This is a genomic window from Paraburkholderia gardini (assembly GCF_907164545.1).
Classification (GTDB): Bacteria; Pseudomonadota; Gammaproteobacteria; order Burkholderiales; family Burkholderiaceae; genus Paraburkholderia; species Paraburkholderia gardini.
In genome coordinates, this window is sequence record NZ_CAJQZB010000015.1 from 49,376 (window position 1) to 72,635 (window position 23,260).

Here is a 23,260-nt window from a genome sequence, read left to right on the forward strand (position 1 = left end):
TCTACTTGATGACACTCCCGAATGCGTTATCGATCATGCTGGTGAACTGACTGCCCGCACCCTTGCATTGCTGCGTGAAGGCCAATCTGGCTGTTGCCGTCGCGCCTAGATCCGGATGCCCGTGGTGCATCTCGATAATTGCGAAGTAACTGGCGATTGCGTCATCGCATTGCGATGAATTCTGACCTTGAACCAGACCAAACATGCACATAACCACTTCGCACGGATCCGATGCGTGCGCGGACATTGAGGACAGCGAAGCGGACGCTGCAATGACCATCCCAGCTATTGCCTTTTTCATGGTTGATTACCCCCGTAACCCCAAAAACGTGATTTCAAAACGAAGCGTAGCCCGAACACCGCCAGGTTACTCAAGCTTCATCATTGCTGCAAGGACGAGTACAACGACAGAACCTTTGGCACATAACCCCGCGTTTCGGTGAATGCAGGTATCCGGTAGCCGCTACGCGTGACAGCAGCCGGGCCAGCGTTATACGCGGCAAGCGTGAGTTGCAGATCGCCGTTGAACTGGCGAGCGAGTTGCGCGAGATAACGCGAGTCCATGAAAATATTTTGCTCCGCGTCCCACGGATCACCGCCGAGCATCGCCGCTGTGCGTGGCATCAATTGCATCATGCCGATCGCTTTCGCGGACGACACGGCACGCGGCTGATATCCGCTTTCGACCGTGATAACGGCATCTATCAGGCCGGCCGGCACGCCCGTAAGCGCAGCCGCGCGCTGCACTACCTGACTCCAGGCGCGTCGACGTTCAGCCACCTGGGCCGAGATATGCACCGGCCGCGCAGCGTAGGATCCACCGCCATACACCCCCGCATCCTGCAGGCTCGCGACGTAGGCCAGAATCCACGTACCCGCAAAAATGTTCTCGCAGGCATCGTCAACAACATCGGCCGACTGCATACCCATCATTTCAAACACCGGAAGCCATTGCACCGGAATACCCATCGGCCCAATGCGCCCACCACGCTCGACGCCTGCAGGAAGGCCGTTCTGCATGATCGCAGCGATCTTCGCCTGTTCGACGTGGTAAGCGGCCGACGCTTCGGCCACGCATGCGGCGATTGGGACCATGCTTATTGAACCGCCCTTCTCTGCAAAATTGCGTCCAGCTCGCCCGGATGACGAGCCATATACTTCGGAAACAGGAGCGAGCTGCCGGCGGCGCTCAGATGGTGATAATCATCGTAACGGTAGATCGGCAGGCCATCAAAATTGAGCACGCACACGGCATCAGTACAAGGCACGTCGTAGGTGTGCATTACGTCGATTTGCGGGTGTTTGACCTGCAGCCGCTGCAGCATCGCGTGAATCGGCGCATGTTGCTCCCGGGCGATCGACGCATCGAACTGGCACACGTGCCGATGGATCGGGAAAAGCAGATCGTTGTTGAAGTCGCAGTTAATCAGATCCATCGGGATCGTCGGCACATCGTTCATCAAGACGACATGCTTGCCGGCGGCCGTCAACTTGGCGATGGTGTTGCTCAGCTCGTTCTCGAGCTGGCCCGGCCGGAACCCGTGTCCGTTCGGGCCTGCGTTCGGATCCATCGACAGGTTCTGATAGTTTTGCCACGCAGACGCCATGAACACCGTTTTGATGTCCGGCCGCGAAAGCACGTAGGACATCACAGCCTTATCGTGAGCGACGCAATGCAAGTGATCTTCGAGAAACGGCATGTACCCAGGCTTCGCCGGCTCGTTCGCGATTGGCGGGCAGAGAGTGAAAGCGACATCATGAATTGCCATGTGCTTTTCTTTGCCTAGGCGATCGAAGAAGTAAATCAGATGGTATGCGTGCGAATCACCCCAAAGAATCGCCTTGTCGTTCGCAGCGGGATCGCCAAGCGTACACGTAGCCTCATCCGTCACAGCAATTTGCGACCAGCATTTCTTGCCGCGTGGCATATCAAACAACGAGTCTCCAGACCAACGGACATCGTTGCGAATCTTCGCCGGGTAGGCGAACAGGAACCCGTCAGACAGCTTCCCGGTGCCGGCAAGCGCTCCAGACACAACCAGCGGCAGCACAAGGAAGGAAAGCAATGCCTTGCGTGCTGGCATGACGGCATGCCGTGCCGCACCCTCGACGTATAGATACGTCAATACGGAGAGCACGAAGGCGACGCCGATCGCGATAACGTAGCCTTTAGGCGAGGCCAGATCGAGCTGACGCAGCGCGAAAAAGACCGGCCAGTGCCACAGGTAGAGCGGGTAAGAGACGCGGCCAATAAACACTGCTGCGTCGTTGGCCAAGATCCGGTGCAACACGACGGCTCGCCGGCCACCGTAGATGATGAGCAGTGCGCCCCCACACGGCACGATCGCACCGATGCCTGGAAACTGCGCCGTCGCGCTAAACCCGAAGACACCGAACAGCACTATCGCAATGCCGGCGAGAAAAATCAGATCGAACCACTTCGACCGGACAGGCCCACGACGGAATTCAACCAGCGCGAGCAGCGTCCCTACGAGAAATTCAAAGGCACGGTTTTGCGCGAAGTAGTACGCGCCTGTTGTCGCCCTGTGCACCTCGAAGATCGCATATGCGAAGGACGCTACAGTAAGCGCTGCAAACGCAGGCAGCGCCCAGCCTCGCGCCTTGCGATGCAGCCAGTACAACAGCAACGGGAGGACGACGTAAAACTGTTCCTCGACGGATAACGACCAGGTGTGCAACAAAGGCTGATCGGCCGCCGCTGCATCGAAATAACCGGTCTGCTTCGACAGGAAAATATTCGATGTCATTGTGGCGACAGCAAGGATGTTCTTCGCCAGATGGAAAGTATCGTCCGGAAACGAAAAGAGGATGCTGAACGCAAAGGTAACGGCGAGCATCGCATAGAGCGCAGGAGCCAAGCGCTTCGCCCTGCGCGCATAAAACTCCTTGAATGAAAACGAGTCGCGAGCCAGATCGCCTAGCAGCGAAGTCGTTACGACAAATCCCGAAATCGTGAAAAACACATCGACGCCAGTAAAGCCCCCCGCAAACGCCGCGTAGCCGGCATGACACAGCATCACCGCGAGCACAGCAACAGCGCGCAGGCCGTCGACATCGGGACGGTAGTTTGGAGACAGATGAACGGGCAGTTTGCGAGTTTGCAGCATGGGCTTGGATCCTCTCAGCAAGGATCGGAGACGAGAGCGAAGGGAACGGCCAGGCGATGATTTGAAACCGCGCGGACCAGCAGCACCGGCAGCTGGCAAGCTCGACGACAGACATGCTGAATGCGTGCCGCCGATCGAGCCCAAAGAGGCTACCGGAGAAAGAACCGAATAATACCCTTCCCCCGATATGGGTGTCCCTTGCAGCAAGTCGCGAGCGTGATTCATTCATCCGTCCCTAGATACACATATAGCCAATAATCGCCCCGCCGCCTTTTGAGTTGTGCAGTAGGAAGTAACGGTTGGTCGGGCCGCCGTCAGAGACAAGTCCTACTTCCCACAGGCCCGTGCCGTCCGATTGCGGATTGTCGAAGCTCTGCAGGAAGCACCAGTTATACGGCCCGACAGTGGTATCGGAACTTACTGTCCCGTTGACCTTGGGTTGAAAGCTGTTGGGGGCCGTCCATACGCCGTTTTCGCACAGCAGTACGCCGCCCGATCCAGTCCCGATGTATTGCGGGCCAGGGCAGCCCGCGCTGGCGGAACCCCCACCGTTCACGACGACATAGCCGCCTGACGTAACCTGCCCGTTTGCAGTCAGATTGCCGTTGACCTGGCCCGAGCCGTCGACCTGAAGATTGCCAGTGGAGTGCATCGCAGCGGCCGTCACCGTGCCATTCGAAGCCCAAATATTCCCGTTGGTCACTACCGTTGTGGCAGTCACCTGCCCGCTCGAATTAACGTTACCGACAGACGCAATATCAGCCGCCGCCGTGCCAGCCTGATTCTGAATGTAGAGTCCACCGTTTTGCCGGATCGCGCTATTCGAGCCATCGCCGTAGTAGTACGAGCTGCCGACCTGCACTGACTGCGCATTGCTACCGCCCGAGGTCGCAATCCCGTTCGCCGCCGTGATCGCGTTATTACCCATGTTCAGTGTTGTTTGCATCGTGGTCAGCTGCGGCTGGCCCGGCACGGCGACGCGGTACAGGTAGAGGTTTTGCTGCTGACCGTTGTTCATCACGAGCAGCGCGGCCGGCTGGCCACCTGCGAGGTTCTGGTAGCCCGTCGTCACGAAACCCCAGCCGGCCTTGTTGCCGTACACGCGGCCGGCCGGATAGATACCGCTATCGTTCTGCGGCACAAATCCGCCCGGTTGCCCCGCATAACCGTCGAGCAGTTCAAGGGCCAACTAGCCATGTTGCTGCGGGATTTGCCGCGAGCCACCACGGCAGAGCTGACAGATTTTGGAGTTGCCTGGTGGGACGGGCATCAACCCGACGAATGCCGGCGACGGCTATGCGATGGCGTATCACGCCGGCGCGGCGCTCGCGAACCTCGAGTGCTTCCAGATCAATCCGCTCATCAAGGACTACAACGGGCCGGCCTGCGCATACGTGACCGGACCGTTAGGCGGCTTGTTGCGCGAAGCGGCCTGAAGAGCGATTCACCCGATTCCTGTTTTCATTCAAAGCGACTCATGACTGATTTTCCCCCGCTGACATTCGACCCCGACGCGCTGGACCCCGAGGCTTCCGTGCTGCTGCCGCGCCTCTCTGACAGCGACCCCGTGGTGCGCCGCATCGCGTTGCTTGAACTCGCGGATCTGGAAGACGAAAACCTCTTGCCGCCGATCGTCGACGCGTTGCGGCACGACGCTTCGGCCGACGTGCGCCGCGAGGCGGCACGCGTGCTTGCCGCGTGGGAGCGGGAGGAGGTCGTCGATGCGCTGTGTGGCGCGTTGCTTGATCGCGACGAAGCGGTGCGTCTCGCCGCGGCCCAAAGCCTTTCCGAGTTGAAGGACGCGACGTCCGGTCCGGTGTTGCTGCGCTGGATCGCGCGCACGGAGCCGTTCGTGCAGATGGCGGTGTTGCGTGCGCTGCGCGAACTGCGTCTCGCCGATGCATTCGATCCCGCCCTGCGCGCGCTTTCGCATTCGCTGGCGGCGGTGCGTCTCGAGGCGGTCGGCGTGCTGGGATGGCTCAAGGACCCGCGGGCGCTCGCGCAACTGGCGTCGGTGGCTGCCGGCGATGCCGATCCCGACGTGCGCCGCGCGGCAGTGGGTGCGCTTGGACTGTGCCCGGAACCCACGCCGCCGATCGTCGATGCGCTCCTCAGCGCGCTGCGCGATGACGCATGGCAAGTGCGTGAAGAAGCCGCCACGACGCTGGGCAAACTGCGCGCGCCGCGCGCCCGCGAGGCGCTGGTTGCGTCGCTCGACGATCCCTACTGGCAGGTCCGGCTGAAGGCGGCGAGGGCGCTCGGCCGCTTGCGCGATGCGGCCGCGGGACCGGCGCTTGCCGTGTTGCTGTCGCATGCCATCAGCAATCTGCGCAAGGAGGCGGCGCTCGCGCTCGGCGAACTGGGCGACAGTCGCGTATTGACCGCTCTTTTGGGAGCGCAGGGCGACGCCGATCCGGAAGTACGCAAGGCGGTACGCATCGCGTTGCGGCAGATTGGAGGCCATCCGGCATGAAGGTGCCTGTGCACGTCGAGCTTGATTCCCGCGCTCATACCATGACGTTGTACTGGCCCGATGCGATGACGCAGCGCTTGAGCCATGTCGCGTTGCGCAGCGCCTGTCCATGCGCGGCCTGTCGACGCGTGCGCGTTGCCGGCGATGAGGTGCGCGCCCCGGAAGGCGTCGCCGTCGTCGACATTCAGTCGATGGCGTATGGCGTACAGCTCGTTTTCAGCGACGGACACGCGCAGGGCATTTTTCCGTGGTCATTTCTGGAAGCGCTGGGTGCCGATGCGGTATGAACGATGCAACAGGACATCGACCCTGGATCGTTCAGAGCCGGTTGTCTAAAGGTCTGTGGGATTTGCTACCTGCGGGCGACGGCTGATTTCCGCTTCCCTTGAAGTGACGGAGACCGTTCGGTCAAACGAGTCGATGCATCCTTATCCGGTGAACCCACGGCCGCGAACAGCCGTCGATATTCGGCCGGCGTCGTTTGCTTCGCGGCCCTGAACTGCCGGTTGAAATTGGCGACGTTCGCGAAGCCCGAACGAGCAGCGATGACGGCGACGGGCAGGGAAGTGTCAGCCAGCATTCGACACGCATGGCCGATGCGAACCCGGGCGATATACCGACCCACGCTCTCGCCGATATGTTGAACAAAGTAACGCGTGAGCGTGCGCTCCGACAGGCTGGCGGCTGCACAGAGCTCTGACAGTCGCAGTGGTTCGGCAAAGTGCGCGTCGATCATCGAAAGAACCCGGTTGATCCGTTCGGGCTCGTGACCAGATGGGCCCGCGGTTGCCTGATTGAAAGCACTCGGCGAGGCGAGCGGCTGACCCGGCGCGTCGGCGAGCGTGCACAGAATATCGAGGGCGGCGCCAAGGCGGTCGCGCGCTCCGCTCGACAGTAATTGCTCCAGGCGGTCACGCATCGATTTGCCAGCAGGCGGCTCGAAGGCCAGCCCACACGCGGCCCTGCGCAACAGCTTGCGCAGCGGTTCATATTCGGGGCAACAATCCGCCATGCGCCGCGCCCAGTCGCCGTCGAACCAGATAACGATGGCGACCTGTGGCGAGGACGGCTCGATCGAACGGTTCGACGCCCAGGTGTGCGGCAGATCCGGCGGCACGAGGACCAGATCCTCGGCCTCATATTCGTTGACGGAGTCGCCGATGTAGCGCTTGCCATGACTGTTCATCGTCAGCGTTAACTCGTACTCCGGGTGGTGATGCCACTCGAACGGAATACGCGGGAGCCGCCGATGGTAAACCCGGACCGAACAGTCCTCACCGAACTCGACATGCTCATAGGCTGGTTTCATGGCCGAAAACGCAAATGAATTGCCTGAATCGTATCACCACGATGCGAGTACACGTCCTATCCTCGTGGATATCGAATCTATACGGAGACAGTCATGGCGTTAAAAATCGAAGATTTGCCGGTCGCGATCCGGCAAGCGAAAAAGGAACTGCGCGCGGCGTTGCCGAACTACCGGGAGGTCTTCGCCGAAGTCGAGGAAGCGATCAGCACCGAGGCCCGGCGAATCGCCGGGCAGCGGGATCGTGGAGAAGACGTCATTCCCGAGATCCAGTTTTCCGACATCACCGGGCAACGCGTCACCGCCGACCAGATCGCGCTCGTCAAGGCGCGTGGCGCATGCGTGATTCGCAATGTCTTTCCCCGCGCGCTGGTGCAGGGCTGGGACGAGGATATTGCAAGCTATGTCGAGCGCAATAATCTCGACAGGCGTCTGGAAAACCGCGCCGAGGACAAATACTTTGGACAACTGGCATCCAGCAAGCCGCAGATCCATGGCGTGTACTGGTCGAAGCCACAAGTGCTGGCCCGTCAGTCGGCGTCGCTGACCGCGGCGCGTGTGTTCCTGAACCGGCTGTGGCGCAATGAGAGCGAGGGCCGCGTGCACTTCGATCCGGAGCGCGTGCCGGTCTATGCCGACCGTCTGCGTCGCAGGCCACCAGGCTCCGCGTCGCTCGGCCTGTCGGCGCATTGCGACGGCGGGTCGGTCGAGCGCTGGATCGAAAGCAATTTCCGGAAGGTGTACCGCCACGTGTTTGCAGGGAACTGGCGAGACTACGATCCGTTCGACGCGGCTTTCCGGCCGGACGTGCAGGAAATCGCGTCGCCCGCCGTATGCTCGATGTTCCGCACTTTCCAGGGCTGGACTGCCCTGACGCCGCAAGGCCCGGGCGACGGCACGCTACAACTCGTACCCATCGCCAATGCAATGGCGTACATTCTGCTGCGCGCGCTTCAGGACGATGTCGCGGAAGACGATCTATGCGGTGCAATGCCCGGACGGGCACTGTCGATCAAACCGGAATTTCATGCACCATTGTTCGAGGCGCTGTCGTCGATTCCAAAAATGGAAGCGGGCGACACCGTGTTCTGGCACAGCGATGTCATCCATGCGGTCGAGGACGAGCATAGGGGAGCAGGCTACAGCAACGTGATGTACATTGCTTCGGCGCCCGCGTGCGCCAAAAACGATGCTTATCTGAAGCGCCAGTTGCCGAGCTTCCTGAAGGGTGAAAGTCCACCTGATTTTCCGGCTGACCATTTCGAAGTAGATTTCACCGGACGTGCGACGGCCGGGGACCTGACACCGACCGGCAAGGTGCAACTTGGGTTTGACCTGTAGATCGGCAAAGACGTTTGACTCGCGTTTGACCCGCGTTTGACCCGCATGAAAACGGGCGCGCATGCGCGTTCGCCCTGGCCGCGAATGCGTCGCTCGATCAATAACGAAAAATTCGGAGACTGCAATGAAACGATCACTGACATCGGTTGCAACGGCTATGACGCTGCTCGTGGCTGGAACGCATTCTGTACTTGGCGCCGAACCGCTTTCGGTACTGCACTGGTGGACCTCCGGCGGCGAATCGAAGGCGATCCGCGTGCTGAAGGACGATATGAACAAACAGGGCTACCAGTGGAAGGACTTCGCGGTAGCGGGAGGAGCGGGCGCGGCGGCCATGACGGCGCTCAAGACGCAGGTTATCTCGGGCAACGCGCCGTCGGCTGCGCAGGTCAAGGGTCCGCTGATTCAGGATTGGGCGAGTCAGGGCGTACTGGTCAACATCGATCAATCCGCCACGGACTGGAAAGCGCATTCGCCGGCGCAAATCGATAACACCATGAAGGCAAACGGCCACTATGTGGCTGCGCCATTCTCCGTACATCGAATCAACTGGCTGTGGATCAACAAGGCCGACCTCGATAAGGTGGGCGGCACGCCGCCCACGACGTGGCCGGAGTTCTTCGCGCTTGCCGACAAGTTCCGCGCAGCGGGAATCACGGCCGTCGCACATGGCGGCCAGCCGTGGCAGGACATGACCATCTGGGAGACGGTTGTGCTTTCCCAGGGCCCGGACTTCTACCGCAAAGCCCTGGTTGATCTTGACCAGAAAACACTGACTTCGCCGCAGATGGTGCAGGTGTTCGAGACCGTCCAGAAGATCCGGACTTACTTCGACAAGGGCTACCACGGCCGTGACTGGAATCTCGCGACGGCCATGGTTATTTCCGGCTCGGGTGGGATGCAATTCATGGGCGACTGGGCGAAAGGCGAGTTTGCGAATGCGAACAGGAAATCGGACGTCGATTATGTCTGCGCGGCTGCGCCCGGCACGTCGAATGCCTTCACCTACACGGTGGATGCGTTCGTGTTCTTCCAGCAGAATGGCAAAAAGGAGGCGACTCCCGGACAGCTTGCGCTTGCCAGGACGATCATGTCCCCTGATTTCCAGCAGCAGTTCAGTCTCTACAAAGGTTCGATCCCCATCCGGCTGGATGTGCCCATGGACAAGTTCGATGATTGCGCCAAAAAATCACGTACAGACGAACTGGCCACGATTAAATCGGGCGGGTTCCTGCCGTCGCTGGCCTTCGGCGAACTTCATTCTTCGGCTACCGCTGGCGCGATTACCGACGCCGTAACGAATTTCATGAACTCGAACGAGGATCCTGAAGAGGGCGTGCGCAAGCTGGCCGCTGCTGCGAAGGTCAAGTAGGCGGGAGCTTCGGGCCACCGGGTTTGAAACGAATACCTTTACTCATAAAAGGCGAACGGATGAATCCGGTGGCAATGCGTTGAGCCTGCCATCGGCGACGTCCTGGATGACCTTTAAACGGTCGAGTTCGCGCATGTTCAGTGTCACCAGTTCGGCTGCACGCATGGCGGGCTCCCGCAATCAGACCGGAAACGCCGAGCATGGCATCAGCTGCAAACACGACATCTGTATCTTGCTGAAACACGACATTACTTATATGGTCGCCTCCCATTTGCAAGGAGATATTGCACTCAGCGAGGAGGGTGGTTGCGGACTTATATCCGGACTCGATTGCAGGACTTGCCTGCCGGCCCCGATGGATTTCGCCGCAAAGGTCCTAATCTAAATAACGGACTCGAGGTCCGAGTAATGTCTCAGGCTTGCCTTTGCGCGGTCCAACCTGTCTTGCCATCACTCAATATCACCTATGCAACCTGGAGTAGGTTTGTATCAGACTGCAATACTATTCAGGCAGGCGTCGACGTCACAGGCTGATACGTTCGACCATACGCAAGTAACGCCCAGATCGTTCGCGCAACCTTGTTAGCCAGAGCAACCGCGACGACGTTCGTGGGTCGCCGGGCGAGCATGGCGCGCATCCGCTCAGGCAGTTGTCTCGAACTGGAGATGACAGATCGGGCGCCGTGTATCAGCAGGGTTCGTAAGTACACGTCCCCACGTTTGCTGATACCGCCCAGCTTCACCTTGCCACCCGAGCCGTTCTGTCGCGGCACCAACCCGAGATAGGCGGCAAATTCGCGTCCCGACCTGAAGGCCTGCGCGTTGCCGATGACTGCGACAGCCGCGGTGGCGGTAAGTAATCCCACGCCGGGAATCTCAGAGATGCGACGGCATGCTTCATCACCTCGACGCCATTCGGTGATGCGCTGTTCAATGCGCTGGATCTGCTCGTCGAGTACAAGTAAGCGCGAAATCTGGTCCTGAAGGCTGTCTGTCAACATGGCCGGCAACTGATCCGCAAGGGACGCAAGCGATGCCTTGGCTGCCTCGATTGCTGCGCGCCGGCCCTGTGGCAACACGACACCGAATTCGTATAACAGCCCGCGTAGCTGGTTGACCTGCATGACCCGGATTCTCACGAGTTGCTGGCGCATCCGGTGCAATGCAAGCATCGCCTGCTGATCTTCCGTCTTGACGGCAACGAACCGCATGCCGGGCCGCTGAGCGGCTTCCCAGATCGCTGCAGCATCCGCGGCATCGTTCTTGTTCGATTTGACAAACGGACGGACGAACTGCGCCGCGATCAACTGGACGTCGTGACCAAGCGCGGCCAGTTGACGGGCCCAGTGGTGAGCGCTTCCACAGGCTTCCATGACAACCCGGCATCGGGCACGATTGGCGAAGAACGGCTTGAGCTGGGCGCGCTTCAGTACCTTGCTGTGAATCGCACCGGTATCAGGTTCAACGAAATGCACCTGGAAGACGCTCTTGGCCAGGTCGATGGCAATGGTCGTGGGTTCCATCAGCTTTCTCCTTAACGGGATGTCCTAACGGAAACGATACTCGGGCTCGACACGGTCGCCGGGCTTGTTGCGGCGTCCGGACGACGCTAAGGCGGGAGGCGACCATTCCATCTAAAAAGCTCTGACACACCAATGCTCGATAATTTATATTATGTCAAACATAGGGCGCTTTCCTATACGCAATGCGAAGCCCTGACGCCTGGCGTTCAACGTGACACCAATGACCTTTGCATTGACCAGGCGACAGAGTTGGATTGCAAAGGCCCCGAGACCTCCAACGCCAGTCTGTGCATGGCTTGCAGACAAATCTGGCCTTATCGAAAAACCCGCAACCCGTTACGGGTTTCCCGTTCGACGTTGATTACCTTTTGCGCTGCGGATTCCCCTGCTTCTAACCGACCCTCACTATCTCCAGTTCACGACTGGGTTATCCATTTCCGTCCCGCTCAAAAATAGTGAATAACGCCAAGCATCGCACCGGTCTGATTGTGGCCGGCGACGATGTCGGTGTCGTAGCCGTTAAGACCAAGGTTCGAGCCGTGGCTGTTCTTCACGTAGCCGACCTGGGTATACAACGACGTCCGCTTCGACAACCGGTCATGGTGTACTGATGCGTTCGGAGTGGGACGTACAGGCGCATTTGCGTTCGGGCGCATTGCGCATCGCGTTGCCCGACTGGTCGTTGCCGAGTGCGGATATCTATGCGGTGTACGGCGAGCGGATGAATGTGTCAGCCAAGGTCGTCGCGTTTGTGGATTTTCTGGCTGACTGGTTCGCGCGTATTCTCGAGCACGCCGACGACGCTGCACTGACCCAGACAGCGAGAAGCTATTGAGGCGTCCAGGGCCGTGACAGGCCAGGTTGCTCGCAAAGGACCTGGATTGCCGCGCCCAATAGCAGCGCACAACATCGCAGGCAGGCCTACCGTTCCGCCACGCCTGCCGGTGGTGCCAGCCAGCAATTCAGACGAACCCGGTCGTTCGCGCCGCGCCCGCCATTGAACCGGTAAGGAACGTAAAAACCACGCTCAACGACCCGCCGGGCGCCTCACCCTCGCTCGCAATGCATCGATTTCATCGAGCAGGTCGAGGGCGAGCGCAATGCCGGGTGCGTTGATCTCGAGATCCTGTGCAAGTCGTCGAGCGGTTCGCACGCGGCGCAGTGCGGCACCGCTGAAGCGCCATTCGCGCGGCGTGGCACCTTGCGGCTCGACTGCGCCTTCCTCGATCCATAACGTCAGCTGTTCTTCCGACGCGCCGCTCGCCCTGCACAATTCAACGAGCGTGAACTCGACGTCTTCCTCGACAATCTGACCTTGTACAAAGACCGCCACCGATTCTTTCATGGTCGAGTACCCGTGAAATTCGCGCGCGGCTCGAAATGGAACGCCTGCCGCATCGCGTCGTAGGCCGCTCGCGCGCTGTCGCTGTCGGCTGGTGGCAGCACGATGGCCAATATCACATACAGGTCTCCCGGCGTCTTCCCCGGGATCCCCTTGCCCTTGAGTCGCAACCGCCGACCAGCGGCCGACCCCGCTGGCACGGTCAGCTCGACTGAGCCATCAGGCGTGGGAACGGTTACGTGCGCGCCGAGCGCGGCCTCCCAGGGCGCCACCGGTACGTCGAGCGAAACATCGCGCCCGTCGACGCGAAAATGCGGATGCTCCCGGAAGGCGATTTCCATATACAGGTCACCGGACGGTCCCTGCCCCACCCCGGCAGCGCCCTGACCGGCGAGACGCAGGTGCTGTCCGGCACGCACGCCCCTGGGAATGGTGACGTTCAGCGTAAGCGGCTGCAGGACGACATGACCGTGTGCATCGAGGACCGGCATTTGCAGCGAAATCGAACGTTGCGCGCCGTGATAAGCATCCTCCAGATCGATCACGACTCTCGTGTGAAGATCCTGTCCGGGCATCGACCGTTGCGCACCGCGCCAGGCGCCCTCCAGATCGTCGGCCGCGCCGGCGGCGTGTTCCGATCCCCTGCCACGCCTTCCTGCTTGCCGTGCGTGCCCACCTGTACGCGCGTCGCTGAACATCGCCTCAAAGAAATCACTGAAACTGGCATCCGCGCCGCGCCCGTTACCTGCGCCGCTGAATTCGAAGCCTTCGTCCCAGTCAGGCGGCGGCTGAAAATCCTGACCGTTCTGCCACTGGTGGCCCAAACGGTCGTAGGCCGCGCGTTTCTCCGTATCCTTGAGAACCTGATACGCCTCGCCCAGTTCCTTGAAACGCTCTTCCCCGTCGGTCTGCTGGCTGACGTCCGGATGATATTTGCGCGCGAGCTTCCGGTACGCGCGCCGGACCTCGTCCTGCGTCGCGGTGCGTTGCAGGCCGAGAATCTCGTAGTAGTCCCTGTATTTCATTCCCGCGTCCGCCTGATCAAAGCGTTTCACATCCGTTAGCGGCTCGTCTGTACTGTAACAGTCGACATGGCTCAGGCATGCGTCTTTTTCAGTGCGCCGCCTTTGTGCATCGCGACATGGCCGGTCTTGTCGCTCCTGATCTCGTACTGTGGATCGTCAATGCTGGCGTGATGGGTGTACCCCCTGTAGCCGGCGTCTTTCGTGTGCACCTCGATGATCTTGCCACTCACATGGCCGGCCTCCGAATTCCACGTCACGTGATCGCCAACCTTGAATCTCGTCGTCATGATGGACGCCCTCCGTTCAGTGCGGCGTACAGTGCAGTGATGTCGATGCCGGCGCACGCGGACGCTGCCGGACATTCAACAGCGCATTGTCATGATGATTCAGCGCATTTCACTATAGATCACGTTGTGATATAGCTTGAATTTAATTGAATCGCCGAAGTTTTCGACGCACAGGAATGAAGGTACAACTGCATCGGGCAGGCGCATCATGGGCCGTTCGAAGCACCCAATAACCCGAATTGAAGGAGCTGCACGTGGAATTCGAACATATGGAATTCGAAGTGGAGAAGATGACCGGCGATGTCGATGCGCAGACGCTTGTCCGGGCCATCGGTGCGGTCGACCCGGACGCGAAAGTCGACGTCGACGTCAAAGCAGGAGTTGTGAAGGTCGACTCGTGGCTGATGGCCGAGGAGTTCCTCGTCGCGTTCGAGGACACGGGCTACACGGCGAAAATCAGCAAAGGCTGATCCGGCGTGCGGACTCTGTAGCTGGCACCCGCCCCGCATGCCGCGTTCAAGGCGTTCAGCGACAGCGTTTTCGCCGATGGCGCGCTGCGGTACCACCAGCCCTGAACTCGAAGCACAACGTGGAGCGTGACGGCACTCCGGTCCATTCGCTCACGGCGGCACCGCCCCGCCGGTCTGTAGCAATCAAGGAGAGTACACATGAACCCAGCGGCTTCCCTCTCGTCCAGCGCCGCGACGCTGGACGATCTGTGCGTCAACACGCTGCGTTTTCTGTCGGTCGATGCGGTGCAGAAAGCCGACAGTGGCCATCCCGGTCTGCCGCTCGGCGCCGCATCGATGGCTTACGTGCTGTGGACCCGCTTTCTCAAACACAACCCGGCGAATCCGGCATGGCTCGATCGCGATCGCTTCGTGTTGTCGGCCGGACATGGCTCGATGCTGCTTTATAGCCTGCTTCATATGACGGGCTACGATCTGCCGCTCGAACAGATCAAGCAGTTTCGCCAATGGGGCAGTCTCACGCCGGGCCATCCGGAACGCGGTTTGACACCCGGCGTCGAGACGACGACGGGGCCGCTCGGCCAGGGCCTCGCCAACGGAGTCGGCATGGCGATGGCCGAAGCGCACCTTGCCGCGCGCTACAACCGGCCGGGCTTCGACATCGTCGATCACTTCACCTACGGCATCGTCAGCGACGGTGATCTGATGGAAGGCGTCGCATCGGAAGCCGCGTCGCTCGCCGGTCATTTGCAGCTAGGCAAGCTGATCTATCTCTATGACGACAACGAGGTCACGCTTTCCGCAGGCACGGACATCACGTTCAGCGAAGACCGTGCGCGGCGTTTCGAAGCCTATGGCTGGCACGTCCAGTCCATCGGCGACGGCAACGACAGGGGCGCCATCGAGCAGGCGCTCGGCAATGCGCGTGCCGAAATCCGGCGCCCGTCGCTGATTCTGGTGCGCACGCATCTCGGCTACGGTTCGCCGAACAGGCAGGACACCTACAAGGCGCACGGCTCGCCGCTCGGCGAAGAAGAAGTGCGTCTGACCAAACAGAACCTCGGCTGGCCAACCGGGCCGGCGTTTTATATTCCCGAGCCGGCAAGCACGCATTTTCGTCGTGCGCTTGACGAGGGTCGGCAAAAAGAAACCGAATGGAACACGCGCTTTTCCGCCTATAAGCAGGCGTTTCCAGAGCTTGCTGAGGAACTGCTGAACGCGACGCGCGGTGAATTGCCGGCCGGCTGGGATCAGGATATCCCGCTCTTTCCCGCCGATGCCAAAGGTATCGCCACGCGGGTCGCATCGGGCAAGGTGATGAATGCGATCGCGCCGCGCCTGCCGTCGCTGACTGGTGGCTCCGCGGATCTCGATCCGTCCACCTTTACCGCACTGTCCGGGCTCGGCGACTTCGAAGCGCCCGGCGCCAGTGCCCGCGACCGGCAAGGCTCCGAAGGAGGCGGCTGGAGCCGCGCCGGCCGCAATCTGCACTTCGGCGTGCGCGAGCATGGCATGGGCGCGATCCTGAACGGCCTCGCCGCCCACGGCGGGACCATCCCGTTCGGCGCGACGTTCCTGATTTTTTCGGACTACATGCGTCCACCGATCCGGCTTGCCGCGCTCATGCATCTACGCGTGATCTATGTCTTCACCCACGACAGTCTGGCGCTCGGCGAAGACGGCTCGACGCATCAGCCCATCGAACAGCTCGCCAGCCTGCGGGCCGTGCCGAACCTCAACGTGATTCGCCCCGCCGATGCCAACGAAACCGCCGTGGCGTGGCGCGTAGCGCTCGAAACGCGTGACCGGCCGACCGCACTCATCCTGACGCGCCAGAACGTGCCGACCATCGACCGTGCCCAGTTCGGCGCCGCCGACGGTCTGCGGCGCGGCGGCTACATCCTCGCGGACGCGCCGGGCGGCAAGCCGGCACTGATCCTGATCGCGACCGGCTCGGAAGTCGGGCTCGCGATGGCCGCACGCGAGCGCCTGCAGGCGCAAAACGTTGCGGTGCGCGTGGTCTCGCTGCCCTGCTGGTCGCTGTTCGACGCGCAGCCGCAAGCGTACCGGGACGTGGTGCTGCCGCCCCCGGTCGGCGCGCGGCTGGCTATCGAGGCCGGCGTGCCGCAAGGCTGGCATCGCTATGTCGGCGAAAGCGGAGAGGTGCTCGGCATCGAACGCTTCGGCGCATCGGCACCCGCTGATATTCTGATGCGCGAGTATGGTTTCACCGTCGACAACGTCTGCGCATGCGCGCTGGCGCTGTCAGTCTAGCGATTGAAGGCGTGTGCCCGGAGTATGTGCGGGGCCGCGCCTCACGCTCGTGCTTTACCGCAGCGGGCCATCATGCACGACCGTCTGCGCCTCAAGCATGCTGTCGACCAGCGCGATCACGTCTATGTCCCCACCACGGCCATCGTCTCGCTGCTGTATGTGTATGGAATACAAGCCACGCTTTTCGTTGAAGCGTCGCTAATCATTTCCACGCCTGCGTGAATTCTCCAACCACGCGGGACAGGTGCGCGTGCATCGCGCTCTTCGCCGCATCTGGATTACGGTCCGCGATCGCGGCAAAAATATGCTGATGGTCTTCCTGCGACGCCGCACGCAACCCGGACGTATGAAAGTGCTCCTCGATTTTTTCCCACAACGGATCGCTGCGCGCGCAGTCCCACATCGCCGCGACCATATGCAACAGCACCGTGTTTCCCGTCGCTTCGGCAATGTACATATGAAACTGCCGGTCGGCCGCGTGATTGGCCTCTTTGTCGTGCATCTGCTCACGCATCGTGGTGAGCGCGGCAAAGATGCGATCCAGGTCACGATCCTTGCGCTCTGTTGCCGCGAGCGCCGCCACTTCCGATTCGATCAATGCTCGCGCGCGTAAGGTTTCGATCGGCCCGGGGCCACGCGGCAGCTCGAAGGTCACCGGCCGCGCGCCGATCCCGGCCGACACATAGATGCCCGAGCCCACTCGCACTTCCACCACACCCTGCACTTCCAGCGCGATGATCGCCTCGCGCACCTGCGTGCGGCTCACGGCGAACTTGTCGGCGAGCGCGCGCTCCGACGGCAATCTCGATCCCACCTCGAAATCGCCAGCCGCGATCAACGCATGAATCTGCCTGGCGAGCCCGATATAGGACCGGTCGGTAGCGTCGGCGTCCTGTCGTTGGGCAAAGGATTGAGTGGAGAGATCGGTCATAAGGCGCTCGCGAACAGGTAACGCGGCGGCTCACTCGCCTCCGCGCCGAAAATGGTACACCAATTTTCCGGTACATCGGATTCTGTGCCCCACTGGCGGCCCCTAAAGGGCCCACCTCTCCTCCGCACCGCCCCTTGAGCCATGTGGAGAGACTGGTAAACCACTATCGCCATAAATTGGTCAACCAATCATAATCCGCCCGTCCTGGATGTGGCATGGCCGCGTCCTGCCTGCCCAATCAGTCTCAAGGAGTGAAGTCGTGAAGATGTCTTTCCGGTGGTACGGCGAGTCCGATCCCGTCACGCTGCAATACATTCGCCAGATTCCCGGCATGACGGATATCGTGTCCGCCATTTACGACGAACCGGTGGGCGAAGTGTGGCCCATTCACAAGATCGCTGCGCTCAAGTCGGCAATCGAACAGGCCGGGTTGCGCTTCGAAGTGGTCGAGTCCGTGCCTGTGCATGAAAGCATCAAGCTCGGCAAGCCTGAGCGTGACCGGCTCATCGACAACTATCGGCAAACCATTCGCAACCTGGCGGCTGCGGGCATCAAGGTGATCTGCTACAACTTCATGCCGGTGTTCGACTGGACCCGCACCGAGCTGTCGAAAACGCTCGAAGACGGTTCGACATGTCTCGCGTTCAGCACGAAAGAAATCGAAGCGATCGACCCGGACGACGGCATTGCGCTGCCGGGGTGGGATTCGAGCTACAAGCCCGATCAATTGAAAGCGCTGCTCGCTGAATACCGCGAAGTCGACGAAAACAGGCTCTGGCAACATCTGGAATATTTCCTGAAGGCCATCATTCCGGTCGCCGAAGAATGCGGTGTGAAAATGGCGATTCATCCGGACGACCCCCCGCGCCCGATTTTTGGCTTGCCGCGTATCGTGAAGAATCGCGACGACCTCGCACGCATCCTCCAGATCGTCGACTCGCCGGCGAACGGACTGACGCTGTGCTCCGGTTCGCTCGGTGCCGGACCGCAGAACAACGTGGAAGCACTCGTGCGCGAATTTGGCGGCATGGGACGCATCCACTTCGCGCACATCCGCAATGTGAAGATCACGCCCGCAGGTGATTTCGAAGAATCCGCTCACCTGTCCAGTTGCGGCTCGCTTGATATCGCCGCAATCGTCAAGGCCTATCACGACACCGGATTCACCGGCTATTTCCGTCCGGACCACGGCCGCATGATCTGGGGCGAAACCGGCAAGCCCGGCTACGGTCTGTACGACCGCGCGCTAGGCGCCGTGTACATCAACGGATTGTGGGAAGCGATGGACAAGGTGTCCTGAGCCCACGCGATAACACCCTTCACCAGGACGCTGACGGACAGTTCGGTCGGCGTACATCACACCGCTATTACAGACGGAGACTTCCATGCCACGAATCCGCTGGGCCATGATCTTCATGTGCTTCCTTGCCAACGTCATCAATTTCATCGACCGGGCCAACCTGGCGATCGCGGCGCCGAGCATCCGCGCGGAGCTCGGTCTGGACGCGGTGGGCATGGGACTCGTGCTGAGCGCGTTCTTCTGGACCTACGCATTCTTGCAACTGCCGGCCGGCTGGTTTATCGACAAGGTCGGCGTGCGCGTGAGTCTGGCGCTCGCGGTGGGCTGGTGGTCGGCGTTCACGATCGCCACCGGCATGGCGCGCGGTCTCGCGCAGCTGGTCGGCGTGCGGCTGATGCTCGGGGTGGGTGAAGCGGCGGCGATTCCGTCGTTTGCGAAGGTGGCCTTCAACTGGTTTCCGCGCAGCGAACGGGGGCTCGCGAGCAGTATCTTCGACAGCGGTTCGCGCGTCGGATCGGCGCTCTCGCTGCCGCTCGTCGCGTGGTTGATCGCGCTCGTGGGCTGGCGCGGATCGTTCGCGATTACCGGCGGCCTCGGGCTTGTGTGGGCGCTCGCGTGGTGGTTCATCTATCGCGACCCGGAGCGTTATCGCGCGATCGCGCCCGGCGCGGTCGACGCGTTGCTGGCACAGCGCGGCGCACCCGCAACCGTTGACGCTGCCGGCACGGTGTCATGGCTCGACCTGTTTCGCTACCGCACGGTGTGGGGCATGATGATCGGCCTGTTCTGCCTGAACTTCGCCATCTACTTTTTTATCACGTGGTTTCCGACCTATCTGCTGCAGTCACGCGGATTTTCGCTGACGTCGCTCGGCACGCTCGGCATGCTGCCGGCACTCCTGGCGATCCCCGGCGGCTGGCTCGGCGGCATCGTGTCGGATAGTCTTTTCAAACGCGGATGGAGTGCGACCGCAGCCCGCAAGACCTGTCTCGTCGTGGGCATGTTGCTGTCTTCGTCGATCGCGCTGTCCGTGTTCGTGGAAAGCACATGGGCCTGTCTTGCGCTCTTCGCGCTGGCCTATGCGAGTCTGTCGTTCGCCGGCGCCAATGTGTGGACGCTGGTCGGTGAAGTGGCACCCACACCGGCCCATGTTGCGTCGCTCGGCGGCATTCAGAATTTTGCGGGTAATCTGGCCGGCATCTTCATTACGACCTTTACGGGCGTCATGCTGTCCGTCACCAAAGGCTCGTTTGTGATTCCGCTGCTGACCGCGGGATCGCTCTGCATCGTCGGCGCGCTGTCCTATCTGTTCGTGGTCGGCAAGGTCGAGCCGTTGCCGCTGCTGCCGCGTCATCGAATGGGAAAAGTGACCGGCGAGCGTGTCGTCTGAGCGATGACGACACGCTGTTTCGCTGGAGCAAGCATGCGTCTCACTTTGAGGCGCATGAACAGTCGTTCGCCCGCGTTATGACGCCTGTACGTTTCGCGGTCGTTTTCCCCTGGGCTCGAGTCCAGTCTTCTGACCAGCGCACTCGCCTTCGGCGACCGAGGCCTCTACGCCGACGAAGACGGCCGGGAGCCGATGCTTTGCCCGATCCCAGGCCTGTCATGGGCCATGGCTACCATGCGCAGACCGTGACGCACGCGGTCGATCGCATGTGCCTCCTGTCGTGTCGCATAGACCGTGAAAGCTGACCAGGAAAATTCCGGCGCATTGGCCACGCGGCGCAGGCGGCCGTCCGTCAGAAAGGGCTGCGCCGTACCAATACGGAAATAGCCCGAGCCGCCGACGGTCAGCAGGTAGGTCAGCGCAAGCGGGCCGAGGGAAATGGAAACAGGCGGATTCGCAAGCTCGGGAAAGGCAGCTTGATGGTTGACGGCGAAGCTCGGCCCCCAGTCGACATAAACATACCTGTCCGGATCCATTGCACCATCTGGCGCGCTCGTGACCATGATCAGCTTCTCTTCGACGAGCAGTTCGGAAACCAGATCGGCGCGTTGCGGCGGATTGTAGAGAACAGCAATATCGAGCGAGCCTTCCTGCACGCGATCGAGCAGGCGAGCCGGACTGTCGACTTCCGCCCGCAAGGCGATCTCCGGGCACTCGCGATGCATCCAGATAAGCCAGTCGGCGAGTAGCGGATGCCACAGGCTCAATTCGCCACCCAGACTCACCCCCTCCTCCCGCCCAGGCGGAAGCGCCACGTGCTGGCGCGCCTGCTCCCACACCTGGACGAGCGTCGTGGCATGCCGCACGAAACGCTCACCGGCCGCGGTCAGGCGGGCTCCTGCCTTGTTGCGCACAAAAAGCCGGCGCCCCAGTTGTTCTTCCAGCGTTTTGATCCGCGCGCTCACCGCCGTTTGCGTCAGATGCAGACGCTCCGCGGCCGATATGAAACTTCCACTTACCGAGACTTCCAGAAAGGTACGTGCCAGCGTGATGTCCATGATTTCATATCAATTTTATTGCGGTTATTTCCAATAATAATGCATTTGTGTGTTGACAATCCAGGGCGGAAAATAGGGACGATCACATCAATGCTGTACCGACCGGACGTGCAAGCAAGCGGGTACCTGCCGCCTCGACCGGGCGGAGCGCACATCTGGAGCCGGTAGCGGAAATGACTGTTTCGGAGTTTCGAGGCCCGGGGTTGACCGGGGCGCAGTGGGAACACATCAGCGGTCTTGCTTCATCGCTCGACTCAAAGCAACTTTTGTGGGTAAGCGGCTTTCTTGCCGGGGTCGAGCAAGCCGCGACGCGCGACGTATCGCCGTTGGGTACGGCGGTCGATGCATCACCCGCTCCGGGTGATGCAGGTCATCCCGGTCAGCGTCCGTTGACGGTGCTTTACGGTAGCGAGACCGGCAACAGCGCCGCGCTGGCAACCACGCTCGCCGGACACGCGGCGAAGCGCGGCCTTACCCTCTCGCTCCACGACATGGCCACGTACAAGACGCGGCAACTCAAGGACGAGCACGACATGCTGATCATCGTCAGCACGTATGGCGAAGGCGATCCACCCCAGCCGGCGGCGGGATTTTTCGAATTCGTGGAAGGCCGCAAGGCGCCGAAACTGCCTGCCGTACGCTTTGCCGTGCTTGCACTCGGCGATTCGACCTATGAACATTATTGCGAGGCCGGCAAGCGCCTCGATCGCCGTCTGGAAGAACTGGGCGCGCAGCGTCTAAAACCCAGAGTCGATTGCGACATCGACTACGACGAAGCCGCCAGCGCATGGATCGACGATATCGCGGCCACGCTGGGAAATACGTCGCTTACCGGTGGCAAGTCCGCGGACGGGATGTCTTCAGCGGCACTGCCAGCTTCGACGAAGACACAGACGCCGGCCTTCGACAAACGCAATCCGTTTTCCGCACGGATCATCGAAAACATCGCGCTGACAGGACGCGGATCGTCAAAGGAAACGCGGCACATCGAGCTGTCGCTCGAAGAGTCGGGTCTTGCCTTCGAGCCAGGCGACGCATTGGGTGTCATGCCGGCCAACGCCCCTGCTCTGGTCGAGACGATCCTGATCGAACTCGGCCTTGCCCCGCAGACCGTGATCGACGTGAAGGGTGAGCCCGTCACACTGGGCGACGCGCTGGCGAACCGCTTTGAAATCACGACACTCACGCCCCGCTTTCTGGATCACTGGGCTCATCTTTCCGGCGCGGATGCGCTCAGGCGCCTGACGTTGGCCGATCGCGCCGGAGAGCGTACCGACTTCGCGCACGGCCACCATGTCATCGATGTGATCCGGCAATTCCCGGTCAAGGGGATCGATGCACAGCATCTCATTGCAGGGTTGCGGCCGCTGGCGCCACGGCTCTATTCGATTGCGTCGAGCCTCGCGGTCGCACCCGATGAAGTCCATCTGACTGTCTCCACGGTGCGCTACACCCTGCATGGCGAGCGCCGCTCCGGGGTCGCGTCCGGCCATTTCGCGGAGCGCGGCGAGCTGGACGCGCGGTTGCCCGTCTATGTGCAGAAGAACCCGAATTTCCGGCTGCCCGCGGATGACGTGCCGCTCATCATGATCGGTGCGGGAACCGGTGTCGCACCCTACCGCGCTTTCATGCAGGAACGTGAGGCACGCGGCGCCGGCGGCCGGTCCTGGCTCGTCTTCGGCGAACGCAACTTCCGCACGGATTTTCTCTACCAGACCGAGTGGCAGACCCTGCTCAAGGACGGCGTGCTCACACGCATGGACGTCGCCTTTTCGCGTGACCGGCACATCGAGGATCGCGCGAAAGTTTATGTGCAACATCGGTTAAAGGAGCAGGCCCGCGATATTTTCGCGTGGCTCGAAGAAGGCGCGCACGTCTATGTCTGCGGCGACGCGAACCGGCTCGCCCCCGACGTCCATCAGGCGCTGGCTGCTGTCATCTCGACCGAAGGCGGGCTCGGCCCGGCCGCGGCGGAAGACTACCTCCATCGACTTCAGCAGGATCGCCGCTATCAGCGCGATGTTTATTGAAAAGGCACAT

General features: G+C 61.2%; 25 protein-coding genes. 12 read left to right on the forward strand and 13 right to left on the reverse strand.

Features of this window, described 5'->3' with window-relative positions; all coding sequences use genetic code 11:
* Window position 1: 1 nt before the first annotated feature.
* The 4 genes from LPA37_RS27900 to LPA37_RS12780 all read right to left on the reverse strand — a co-directional run bounded on the left by LPA37_RS27900 (window position 2) and on the right by LPA37_RS12780 (window position 4,317).
* A complete protein-coding gene (locus tag LPA37_RS27900) occupies window positions 2–301 on the reverse strand; it encodes a TrbM/KikA/MpfK family conjugal transfer protein (RefSeq protein ID WP_407672516.1) in 300 nt (99 codons plus the stop codon).
* 80 nt (window positions 302–381) lie between these two features.
* A complete protein-coding gene (locus tag LPA37_RS12770) occupies window positions 382–1,095 on the reverse strand; it encodes a lytic transglycosylase domain-containing protein (protein ID WP_229012736.1) in 714 nt (237 codons plus the stop codon).
* 2 nt (window positions 1,096–1,097) lie between these two features.
* Window positions 1,098–3,128, reverse strand: a complete 2,031-nt coding sequence (locus tag LPA37_RS12775) for an acyltransferase family protein (RefSeq protein WP_229012737.1) — start codon at window positions 3,126–3,128, stop codon at window positions 1,098–1,100.
* A 235-nt stretch (window positions 3,129–3,363) separates the two neighbouring features.
* Window positions 3,364–4,317, reverse strand: a complete 954-nt coding sequence (locus tag LPA37_RS12780) for a hypothetical protein (protein ID WP_229012738.1) — start codon at window positions 4,315–4,317, stop codon at window positions 3,364–3,366.
* Window positions 4,318–4,378: 61 nt separating this feature from the next.
* On the opposite strand from LPA37_RS12780, the gene LPA37_RS12785 reads away from it, so the two are divergent.
* The 3 genes from LPA37_RS12785 to LPA37_RS12795 are packed head-to-tail and all read left to right on the forward strand — an operon-like array spanning window position 4,379 to window position 5,888.
* Complete coding sequence (locus tag LPA37_RS12785; RefSeq protein ID WP_229012767.1) at window positions 4,379–4,564, forward strand: hypothetical protein; 186 nt, start codon at window positions 4,379–4,381, stop codon at window positions 4,562–4,564.
* Window positions 4,565–4,605: 41 nt separating this feature from the next.
* Window positions 4,606–5,601: a HEAT repeat domain-containing protein gene (locus LPA37_RS12790; RefSeq protein ID WP_228974192.1), complete on the forward strand. Its 996-nt coding sequence runs from the start codon at window positions 4,606–4,608 to the stop codon at window positions 5,599–5,601.
* Window positions 5,598–5,888, forward strand: a complete 291-nt coding sequence (locus LPA37_RS12795) for a DUF971 domain-containing protein (RefSeq protein ID WP_267478168.1) — start codon at window positions 5,598–5,600, stop codon at window positions 5,886–5,888. Before LPA37_RS12790 ends, LPA37_RS12795 begins: the two co-directional genes overlap by 4 nt.
* A gap of 65 nt (window positions 5,889–5,953) precedes the next feature.
* Here the strand turns inward: LPA37_RS12795 and LPA37_RS12800 are convergent, their stop codons facing one another.
* Window positions 5,954–6,910, reverse strand: a complete 957-nt coding sequence (locus tag LPA37_RS12800; RefSeq protein ID WP_229012740.1) for a helix-turn-helix domain-containing protein — start codon at window positions 6,908–6,910, stop codon at window positions 5,954–5,956.
* A gap of 93 nt (window positions 6,911–7,003) precedes the next feature.
* Here LPA37_RS12800 and LPA37_RS12805 point away from each other — a divergent pair, with 93 nt between their 5' ends.
* Together LPA37_RS12805 and LPA37_RS12810 are read left to right on the forward strand one after the other, a co-directional pair.
* Window positions 7,004–8,248, forward strand: a complete 1,245-nt coding sequence (locus LPA37_RS12805; protein ID WP_229012741.1) for a DUF1479 domain-containing protein — start codon at window positions 7,004–7,006, stop codon at window positions 8,246–8,248.
* Window positions 8,249–8,405: 157 nt separating this feature from the next.
* Window positions 8,406–9,620: an ABC transporter substrate-binding protein gene (locus LPA37_RS12810; RefSeq protein WP_407672518.1), complete on the forward strand. Its 1,215-nt coding sequence runs from the start codon at window positions 8,406–8,408 to the stop codon at window positions 9,618–9,620.
* 42 nt (window positions 9,621–9,662) lie between these two features.
* On the opposite strand, the gene LPA37_RS27705 is transcribed toward LPA37_RS12810, so the two are convergent.
* From LPA37_RS27705 to LPA37_RS27710, 3 genes are all read right to left on the reverse strand, one after another.
* A complete protein-coding gene (locus tag LPA37_RS27705) occupies window positions 9,663–9,785 on the reverse strand; it encodes a hypothetical protein (protein WP_267478169.1) in 123 nt (40 codons plus the stop codon).
* Window positions 9,786–10,126: 341 nt separating this feature from the next.
* Complete coding sequence (locus tag LPA37_RS12815) at window positions 10,127–11,143, reverse strand: IS110 family RNA-guided transposase (protein WP_229012742.1); 1,017 nt, start codon at window positions 11,141–11,143, stop codon at window positions 10,127–10,129.
* 446 nt (window positions 11,144–11,589) lie between these two features.
* The gene (locus tag LPA37_RS27710; RefSeq protein ID WP_267478170.1) at window positions 11,590–11,718 is read right to left on the reverse strand and encodes a hypothetical protein; all 129 of its coding nucleotides are present in this window, start codon (window positions 11,716–11,718) and stop codon (window positions 11,590–11,592) included.
* A 35-nt stretch (window positions 11,719–11,753) separates the two neighbouring features.
* Here LPA37_RS27710 and LPA37_RS12820 point away from each other — a divergent pair, with 35 nt between their 5' ends.
* Window positions 11,754–11,978, forward strand: a complete 225-nt coding sequence (locus LPA37_RS12820; protein WP_228976128.1) for a LysR substrate-binding domain-containing protein — start codon at window positions 11,754–11,756, stop codon at window positions 11,976–11,978.
* 192 nt (window positions 11,979–12,170) lie between these two features.
* Here the strand turns inward: LPA37_RS12820 and LPA37_RS12825 are convergent, their stop codons facing one another.
* The 3 genes from LPA37_RS12825 to LPA37_RS12835 all read right to left on the reverse strand — a co-directional run bounded on the left by LPA37_RS12825 (window position 12,171) and on the right by LPA37_RS12835 (window position 13,797).
* Window positions 12,171–12,488 carry a chaperone modulator CbpM gene (locus LPA37_RS12825; RefSeq protein WP_229012743.1) on the reverse strand — a complete coding sequence of 106 codons (318 nt, stop codon included), beginning with the start codon at window positions 12,486–12,488 and terminating at the stop codon, window positions 12,171–12,173.
* Complete coding sequence (locus tag LPA37_RS12830; RefSeq protein WP_229012744.1) at window positions 12,485–13,510, reverse strand: DnaJ C-terminal domain-containing protein; 1,026 nt, start codon at window positions 13,508–13,510, stop codon at window positions 12,485–12,487. Before LPA37_RS12830 ends, LPA37_RS12825 begins: the two co-directional genes overlap by 4 nt.
* 71 nt (window positions 13,511–13,581) lie before the next feature.
* Window positions 13,582–13,797, reverse strand: a complete 216-nt coding sequence (locus LPA37_RS12835) for a hypervirulence associated TUDOR domain-containing protein (RefSeq protein ID WP_229012745.1) — start codon at window positions 13,795–13,797, stop codon at window positions 13,582–13,584.
* A gap of 254 nt (window positions 13,798–14,051) precedes the next feature.
* Here LPA37_RS12835 and LPA37_RS12840 point away from each other — a divergent pair, with 254 nt between their 5' ends.
* From LPA37_RS12840 to LPA37_RS12850, 3 genes are all read left to right on the forward strand, one after another.
* Window positions 14,052–14,267, forward strand: coding sequence for a copper chaperone (locus tag LPA37_RS12840; RefSeq protein WP_407672517.1), 216 nt, complete (start codon window positions 14,052–14,054; stop codon window positions 14,265–14,267).
* Window positions 14,268–14,465: 198 nt separating this feature from the next.
* The gene (gene tkt, locus LPA37_RS12845; protein ID WP_229012746.1) at window positions 14,466–16,541 is read left to right on the forward strand and encodes a transketolase; all 2,076 of its coding nucleotides are present in this window, start codon (window positions 14,466–14,468) and stop codon (window positions 16,539–16,541) included.
* Between the two features lie 72 nt (window positions 16,542–16,613).
* Window positions 16,614–16,763, forward strand: coding sequence for a hypothetical protein (locus tag LPA37_RS12850; protein WP_228976134.1), 150 nt, complete (start codon window positions 16,614–16,616; stop codon window positions 16,761–16,763).
* On the opposite strand, the gene LPA37_RS12855 is transcribed toward LPA37_RS12850, so the two are convergent.
* On the reverse strand, window positions 16,744–17,472 hold the full coding sequence (locus LPA37_RS12855) for a FadR/GntR family transcriptional regulator (RefSeq protein WP_229012747.1): 729 nt from the start codon (window positions 17,470–17,472) through the stop codon (window positions 16,744–16,746). The two genes, LPA37_RS12850 and LPA37_RS12855, sit on opposite strands and share 20 nt — an antisense overlap.
* A 259-nt stretch (window positions 17,473–17,731) precedes the next feature.
* Between LPA37_RS12855 and uxuA the strand changes: the two genes are divergently transcribed.
* Together uxuA and LPA37_RS12865 are read left to right on the forward strand one after the other, a co-directional pair.
* Entirely contained in the window at window positions 17,732–18,772 is a 1,041-nt protein-coding gene (gene uxuA, locus LPA37_RS12860; protein ID WP_228976138.1) for a mannonate dehydratase, read from the forward strand.
* A gap of 85 nt (window positions 18,773–18,857) precedes the next feature.
* The gene (locus LPA37_RS12865) at window positions 18,858–20,162 is read left to right on the forward strand and encodes an MFS transporter (protein WP_228976140.1); all 1,305 of its coding nucleotides are present in this window, start codon (window positions 18,858–18,860) and stop codon (window positions 20,160–20,162) included.
* Between the two features lie 164 nt (window positions 20,163–20,326).
* Here LPA37_RS12865 and LPA37_RS12870 read toward each other — a convergent pair whose 3' ends face one another.
* Entirely contained in the window at window positions 20,327–21,220 is an 894-nt protein-coding gene (locus tag LPA37_RS12870) for a LysR family transcriptional regulator (RefSeq protein ID WP_228976143.1), read from the reverse strand.
* A 173-nt stretch (window positions 21,221–21,393) separates the two neighbouring features.
* Between LPA37_RS12870 and LPA37_RS12875 the strand changes: the two genes are divergently transcribed.
* Window positions 21,394–23,250, forward strand: coding sequence for an assimilatory sulfite reductase (NADPH) flavoprotein subunit (locus LPA37_RS12875; RefSeq protein ID WP_229012748.1), 1,857 nt, complete (start codon window positions 21,394–21,396; stop codon window positions 23,248–23,250).
* The last annotated feature ends 10 nt before the right edge of the window (window positions 23,251–23,260 follow it).

Excerpts from the sequence above, each read along its gene's own strand:
- LPA37_RS27900 (WP_407672516.1), bottom strand. The coding sequence starts at position 301 with ATGAAAAAGGCAATAGCTGGGATGGTCATTGCAGCGTCCGCTTCGCTG.
- LPA37_RS12770 (WP_229012736.1), bottom strand. The coding sequence starts at position 1,095 with ATGGTCCCAATCGCCGCATGCGTGGCCGAAGCGTCGGCCGCTTACCAC.
- LPA37_RS12775 (WP_229012737.1), bottom strand. The coding sequence starts at position 3,128 with ATGCTGCAAACTCGCAAACTGCCCGTTCATCTGTCTCCAAACTACCGT.
- LPA37_RS12790 (WP_228974192.1), top strand. The coding sequence starts at position 4,606 with ATGACTGATTTTCCCCCGCTGACATTCGACCCCGACGCGCTGGACCCC.
- LPA37_RS12795 (WP_267478168.1), top strand. The coding sequence starts at position 5,598 with ATGAAGGTGCCTGTGCACGTCGAGCTTGATTCCCGCGCTCATACCATG.
- LPA37_RS12800 (WP_229012740.1), bottom strand. The coding sequence starts at position 6,910 with ATGAAACCAGCCTATGAGCATGTCGAGTTCGGTGAGGACTGTTCGGTC.
- LPA37_RS12805 (WP_229012741.1), top strand. The coding sequence starts at position 7,004 with ATGGCGTTAAAAATCGAAGATTTGCCGGTCGCGATCCGGCAAGCGAAA.
- LPA37_RS12810 (WP_407672518.1), top strand. The coding sequence starts at position 8,406 with ATGACGCTGCTCGTGGCTGGAACGCATTCTGTACTTGGCGCCGAACCG.
- LPA37_RS27705 (WP_267478169.1), bottom strand. The coding sequence starts at position 9,785 with ATGCGTGCAGCCGAACTGGTGACACTGAACATGCGCGAACTCGACCGT.
- LPA37_RS12815 (WP_229012742.1), bottom strand. The coding sequence starts at position 11,143 with ATGGAACCCACGACCATTGCCATCGACCTGGCCAAGAGCGTCTTCCAG.
- LPA37_RS12820 (WP_228976128.1), top strand. The coding sequence starts at position 11,754 with ATGCGTTCGGAGTGGGACGTACAGGCGCATTTGCGTTCGGGCGCATTG.
- LPA37_RS12825 (WP_229012743.1), bottom strand. The coding sequence starts at position 12,488 with ATGAAAGAATCGGTGGCGGTCTTTGTACAAGGTCAGATTGTCGAGGAA.
- LPA37_RS12830 (WP_229012744.1), bottom strand. The coding sequence starts at position 13,510 with ATGAAATACAGGGACTACTACGAGATTCTCGGCCTGCAACGCACCGCG.
- LPA37_RS12835 (WP_229012745.1), bottom strand. The coding sequence starts at position 13,797 with ATGACGACGAGATTCAAGGTTGGCGATCACGTGACGTGGAATTCGGAG.
- tkt (WP_229012746.1), top strand. The coding sequence starts at position 14,466 with ATGAACCCAGCGGCTTCCCTCTCGTCCAGCGCCGCGACGCTGGACGAT.
- LPA37_RS12850 (WP_228976134.1), top strand. The coding sequence starts at position 16,614 with ATGCACGACCGTCTGCGCCTCAAGCATGCTGTCGACCAGCGCGATCAC.
- LPA37_RS12855 (WP_229012747.1), bottom strand. The coding sequence starts at position 17,472 with ATGACCGATCTCTCCACTCAATCCTTTGCCCAACGACAGGACGCCGAC.
- LPA37_RS12865 (WP_228976140.1), top strand. The coding sequence starts at position 18,858 with ATGCCACGAATCCGCTGGGCCATGATCTTCATGTGCTTCCTTGCCAAC.
- LPA37_RS12870 (WP_228976143.1), bottom strand. The coding sequence starts at position 21,220 with ATGGACATCACGCTGGCACGTACCTTTCTGGAAGTCTCGGTAAGTGGA.
- LPA37_RS12875 (WP_229012748.1), top strand. The coding sequence starts at position 21,394 with ATGACTGTTTCGGAGTTTCGAGGCCCGGGGTTGACCGGGGCGCAGTGG.